A 5381-nucleotide genomic window follows, 5' to 3' on the forward strand; every position below is an offset into this window, starting at 1 on the left:
GGCGTGGCCCACATCTCGGAGGCCCTCGCCCTGCGCGCCGCCGCCATCCACGTGCCCGTGGTCGCGTGGCTGCACACCACGGACAGCGACTTCCACGCCGCCGTCGCCGCGGACATCGACCTCGGATGCTCCGGCTGGGAGCTTGCGCACATCGTGGCGGCCGCGCAACAACTGCGCAAAACCGCACGCATCCACCTGAAGATCGACACCGGCCTGGGCCGCAACGGCAGCACCCCGGAGGACTGGCCCGACCTGGTCGCCGTGGCCCGACAGGCCGAACTCACCGGCGACGTGACCGTCGTGGGGATCTTCTCGCACCTCGCGGTGGCCGACGAGCCCTCGCGCGTGGAGACCGACGAGCAACTCGCGGTGTTCACGACCGCCGTGGCACAGGCGCGAGCCGCGGGGCTCACCCCACTGGTGCGGCACCTCGCCAACACCGCCGGCGTGCTCTCCCGACCCGACACGCACTTCGACCTCGTGCGCGCCGGCCTCGGCATCTACGGGCTCTCCCCGTTCGCCGACAAGACCTCCGCCGACCTCGGCCTGCGCCCCGCGATGACGCTGCGCACCCTGGTCTCGGTGTGCAAAGACGTACCCGCCGAACAGGGCGTCTCCTACGGGCTCAACTACCGCACCACGGAGGCCACAACGCTTGCCCTGATCCCGCTGGGCTACGCAGACGGCATTCCTCGAATCGCCACCGGCGGTCCGGTGCGGATCGACGGCGTCACGTACCCGGTGGTCGGGCGCATCGCCATGGACCAGATGGTCATCGACCTCGGCGAGGCCGCACTGGTGGCGTCGGGCGCGTCGGTGATCGGCGCCGAAGCGTTGCTGTTCGGTGCCGGAGACGACGGTGAAGCATCCGTTGACGCGTGGGCAGCCGCGGCCGGCACCATCAGCTACGAGGTGGTCACCCGCATCAGCCCGCGCGTGCCCCGCGTCTACCGCAACGCCTGAGCAGCGTGCGCTGACGCCCCACCCTTCGTTACAGCCGGGGGCGACCTGCCCAGCGTTCGGCCTTGAGGGCCAGATGCAGCTCGAGGCGGGCCTGACCGCCCAACGGGTCGACGCCGATGAGCGAGCGGATGCGCCCGAGCCGGTTGTAGATACTGGTGCGGTGCAGGTGCAGCTGCTCGGCGACCTCGGCCACCGAACCGTCCTTGTCGTACAACAGCTCGAGCACCGGCAGCAGCTCCCCGTTGCGGTCGAGTTCGCGCAGCTCGGTGTACAGGGTCGACTCCCCCGGCAACACGTCTCGGCCCTCGACGGCCAGAAACTGGTACACCCCGATGGCACGGAACGACACGAGCGCGCCGAGCTGCGCATCCACCCAGGCGGCCTGCACGGCGCTGCGCGCCTCGGCGTAGGCGCCGGGGAGTCGGCGCAGGTCGCCGAACGGCTCACTGAGGCCGAGCAGGGCCGGCGATGCGGGCTGCCCGGCGCGACGCGACACCTCCAAACCGAAACGGCGCAGGATCTCGGACTCGTCGACGCCGTCGATCACGTCCTGCAGCAACAGCACGGCGTGCGTTTCGGTGCCGGCCGAGAACAGCACGGTGTTGATGCCGAGCGTGGCATGCAGGGCGGACAGCCGCTGCAGCAGGCTGCTCTCCGCGGGATTGCGCCGGTCGTTGTCTCCGCGTTCGAGCAGGGTCGCGAGCCGCCAGGGCCCCCGCCCGTGCACGCCGGGCCAACCGCCGACCGACACGACGGCGTCGCGGTCGCCGACGCACGCGGCAAGGAACTGCGCCTCGCGGGCACGGCGGCCGTCGGAATCCGCGCTTGTGCGGCTGAGCAGCATCTCGGCGAGGGTGTCCATCTCGGGACGGATGACCCGCAACTCCTCCAGGATGCGTCCGGCTCGCACTCGTCGTCGAGCTGCAGCACCCAGAGATACCCCACTCGGAATCCGCGGGCGAGCAGCGGCACACACACCCGACCCAGCATTCCGAGGTCGGCATTAGCCGGAACGGGAACCGGTTTGACCGCCGTGGCGATGCCGTGGCTGAGCTGCCAGGCGATGACATCGGGCGGCACAAGCTTGCTCAGCAGGAAGTTCGTGCGCACCCGGTCGGCGGTGGCCTGATGCGCGCTGTAGGCGAGCAGCCCGCCGTCGAGGTCTTCGAGTGAGAGGGCGCGACCGAGATGCGCGGCGATGATGGCCACTCCCTGGTCGATATCGGCCGCTTTCATAGCCCCAATCCTACGGAGCCGGGTGAACGTCAGGCGACAATCGACGCGAGTTGGCGCTACAAATGTCGAGTATGCCCTGACCCGCCATTCGCACCAGTGCGCGAGGCGCCGGAGGAAAACCCCCGGAAATACGGTATTTCCGGGCACACCTGGCCAGCCGGGCGGGGGACGACGCGCCGCGACGCATCCGTCACGCGCCCGCCCTCGGGCGGAGGGCGCCGAAAACCCGGGTTTATCGTTTCTACGCTGAACAAAGTCGATCGGCGACGCGCCCACTAGAGCCAGGAGTTCCCCATGATCATTGGTGTTCCGACAGAAGTTAAGAACAACGAATTCCGAGTGGCCATCACCGCCGCCGGAGTACACGAAGCCAAGCTTCACGGCCACACCGTGCTCGTGCAGGCCGGAGCCGGAGCCGCCTCCGGATTCTCCGATGCCGACTACGAGGCCGCCGGCGCCGCGATCGTCGAGAGCGCCTTCGAGGTGTGGGCGAGCGCCGACATGATCCTCAAGGTGAAAGAGCCCATCACCGCCGAGTACGTGCACTTTCGCCGGGGACTGATCCTCTTCACGTACCTGCACCTCGCCGCCGAGCCCGAGCTCGCCACCGCCCTGCTCGAGTCCGGCGTCACCGCCATCGCCTACGAGACCGTGCAGAAGGCCGACCGTTCCCTGCCGTTGCTCGCCCCCATGAGCGAGGTCGCCGGCCGTCTGGCCGTTCAGGTCGGCGCCGCGTCGATGACCCGCCCCGGCGGAGGCCCCGGCATCCTGATGGGCGGCGTACCCGGTGTGAGTGCCGCCAAGGTCACCGTGATCGGCGCCGGCGTCGCCGGCTCCAACGCCGCCGCCATGGCCATCGGCATGGGCGCGGACGTCACGATCCTCGACATCAACATCGATCGCCTCCGCGAACTGGACGCCCAGTACTCGGGACGCCTCAAGACCATCGCCTCCAACGCCTACGAGATCGACCGCTCACTCATCGCGGCCGACCTCGTGATCGGCTCCGTGCTGATCCCGGGAGCGAAGGCACCCAAGCTCGTCACCGACGAGCTCGTGTCGCGCATGAAGCCGGGCTCCGTGCTCGTGGACATCGCCGTCGACCAGGGCGGCTGCTTCGAAGGCACCCACGCCACCACGCACGAGGACCCCACCTTCCCGGTGCACGGCTCGATCTTCTACTGCGTCGCCAACATGCCCGGTGCCGTGCCGCAGACGTCGACCCTCGCGCTCACCAACGTCACGCTCCCCTACGCCCTGTCGATCGCCGACCGCGGGGTACGCGCCGCGTTCGAGCGCGACTTCGCTCTCGCCGCCGGCCTGAACATTGCCGCCGGCAAGATCGCGAACCGCTCGGTGAGCGTCGCCCTCGACCTGCCGCTCGCGGACTGGTCCGACCTCGTGACCGAGGTGGAACTCGCGCTCGTCTAGCCACACCGAATAACGGATGCCGGGGCCGGCGCACGCCAGCCCCTGGCATCCGTTTGCCATTGACGGCCCGCACTCCGCAACCCCGGACACCCCCGCATCGTCACCAGCGCTCGATTACAAGGAAGTAACTCCGATGCCGCAGAACACCACCGCTCTTCGTCCCTCCACCGGGCAACAACCACATCTCGCACGCTCCCTCTCCAACCGACACATCCAGCTCATCGCCATCGGCGGCGCGATCGGAACCGGACTCTTCATGGGCTCGGGCAAGACGATCTCACTCGCCGGGCCGTCCGTGATCTTCGTGTACATGATCATCGGCTTCATGCTGTTCTTCGTGATGCGAGCCATGGGCGAGCTGCTGCTCTCCAACCTCGAATACAAGTCGTTCAGTGACTTCGCCGCCGATCTGCTCGGCCCGTGGGCGGGCTTCTTCACGAGCTGGACCTACTGGCTGTGCTGGATCGTGACCGCCATCGCCGAGCTCATCGCAATCGCCCTGTACACGAGCTTCTGGTGGCCCGACCTTCCACTGTGGATTCCGGCCCTGGTCGCCGTACTGATCCTGCTCGGGCTCAACCTCACGAGCGTGAAAGCATTCGGCGAAACCGAGTTCTGGTTCGCGTTGATCAAGATCGTCGCCATTGTGACGCTGATCGTCGTGGGCCTCGTCATGGTCATCACCCACTTCCAGTCCCCCGGCGGCGCCCCGGCCAGTTTCAACAACCTGTGGAACGACGGTGGCATGTTCCCGACCGGGCCGATGGGATTCATCGCCGGGTTCCAACTGTCCGTGTTCGCGTTCCTCGGGGTCGAGCTCGTGGGCACGACGGCCGCCGAAGCTCAGGACCCCGAAAAGAACCTTCCCAAGGCCATCAACTCGATCCCGATTCGCATCCTGCTGTTCTACGTTCTGGCCCTGATCGTGATCATGGCGGTCACTCCGTGGCGTGAGGTCAGAGCCGATGCGAGCCCGTTCGTGGCGATGTTCGCCCTCGCGGGGCTCGGCGCGGCCGCGGCCGTCATCAATTTCGTCGTGCTCACGAGCGCCACCTCGTCGGCGAACTCCGGGCTGTATTCCACCTCGAGGATGCTCTTCGGGCTGTCGGTCGAGGGCACGGCACCGGGGCGTTTTCAGCTTCTGAGCCGCCACAAGGTGCCGGCCAACGCCCTGTTGTTCTCGTGCATGTTTCTGCTCGTATCCGCTGTTCTGCTCTATGCGAGCTCGTCGATCATTGCGGTGTTCACCGTCGTGACGACTATGGCCTCGGTGCTGTTCATCTTTGTGTGGGCCATCATCGTGGTCAGCTACATCGTGTACCGCAAGCGTCGCCCGGCACTGCACGCGGCCTCGAAGTTCAGGATGCCCGGCGGCGTCTACATGTGTTACGTCGTGCTGGCATTCTTCGCGTTCCTGATCTGGGCGCTGACGCAGAAGACCGACACCCTGCAGGCGCTACTCGTGACGCCCGTGTGGTTTGTGGGACTCGGCGTCGTCTGGATGATCCTGCGGCGCCGCCCCGAGCAGGCCGCCCACCACGAACTGCACCGCGTCACCGTGGCGGCCGACCGAGAGGCCGCGCTCGCATTCCGCGCCGGCGTTCACCGCGGCTGAGCACGGCTGAGCACGGCTAAGCGTTCACCACGGCTAAGCGTTCACCACGGCTAAGCGTTCACCACGGCTAAGCGTTCACCACGGCTAAGCGTTCACCACGGCTAAGCGTTCACCACGGCTAAGCGTTCACCACGGC

The 5381-nt window shown here is 67.4% G+C and carries 5 protein-coding genes; 4 read left to right on the plus strand and 1 reads right to left on the minus strand.

Annotated features, from left to right (window positions below; translation table 11 throughout):
• Positions 1–963, plus strand: a 963-nt coding sequence (gene alr / locus JF66_RS15190; protein ID WP_035879364.1) for an alanine racemase, incomplete at its 5' end; no start/stop codon positions are given.
• 28 nt (positions 964–991) lie between these two features.
• On the opposite strand, the gene JF66_RS15195 is transcribed toward alr, so the two are convergent.
• Positions 992–1873, minus strand: a complete 882-nt coding sequence (locus JF66_RS15195) for a helix-turn-helix domain-containing protein (protein ID WP_369798042.1) — start codon at positions 1871–1873, stop codon at positions 992–994.
• 134 nt (positions 1874–2007) lie between these two features.
• On the opposite strand from JF66_RS15195, the gene JF66_RS25385 reads away from it, so the two are divergent.
• The 3 genes from JF66_RS25385 to cycA all read left to right on the plus strand — a co-directional run bounded on the left by JF66_RS25385 (position 2008) and on the right by cycA (position 5245).
• Positions 2008–2136, plus strand: a complete 129-nt coding sequence (locus JF66_RS25385; protein ID WP_369798043.1) for a hypothetical protein — start codon at positions 2008–2010, stop codon at positions 2134–2136.
• A 357-nt stretch (positions 2137–2493) separates the two neighbouring features.
• On the plus strand, positions 2494–3630 hold the full coding sequence (ald, locus tag JF66_RS15200; RefSeq protein WP_035879366.1) for an alanine dehydrogenase: 1137 nt from the start codon (positions 2494–2496) through the stop codon (positions 3628–3630).
• Positions 3631–3763: 133 nt separating this feature from the next.
• On the plus strand, positions 3764–5245 hold the full coding sequence (gene cycA, locus JF66_RS15205) for a D-serine/D-alanine/glycine transporter (protein ID WP_051973601.1): 1482 nt from the start codon (positions 3764–3766) through the stop codon (positions 5243–5245).
• Positions 5246–5381 lie beyond the last annotated feature (136 nt).

The organism is Cryobacterium sp. MLB-32 (assembly GCF_000738085.1).
GTDB lineage: Bacteria > Actinomycetota > Actinomycetes > Actinomycetales > Microbacteriaceae > Cryobacterium.

Coding starts and splice junctions, on each gene's coding strand:
- ald (WP_035879366.1), top strand. CDS start 2,494: ATGATCATTGGTGTTCCGACAGAAGTTAAGAACAACGAATTCCGAGTG.
- cycA (WP_051973601.1), top strand. CDS start 3,764: ATGCCGCAGAACACCACCGCTCTTCGTCCCTCCACCGGGCAACAACCA.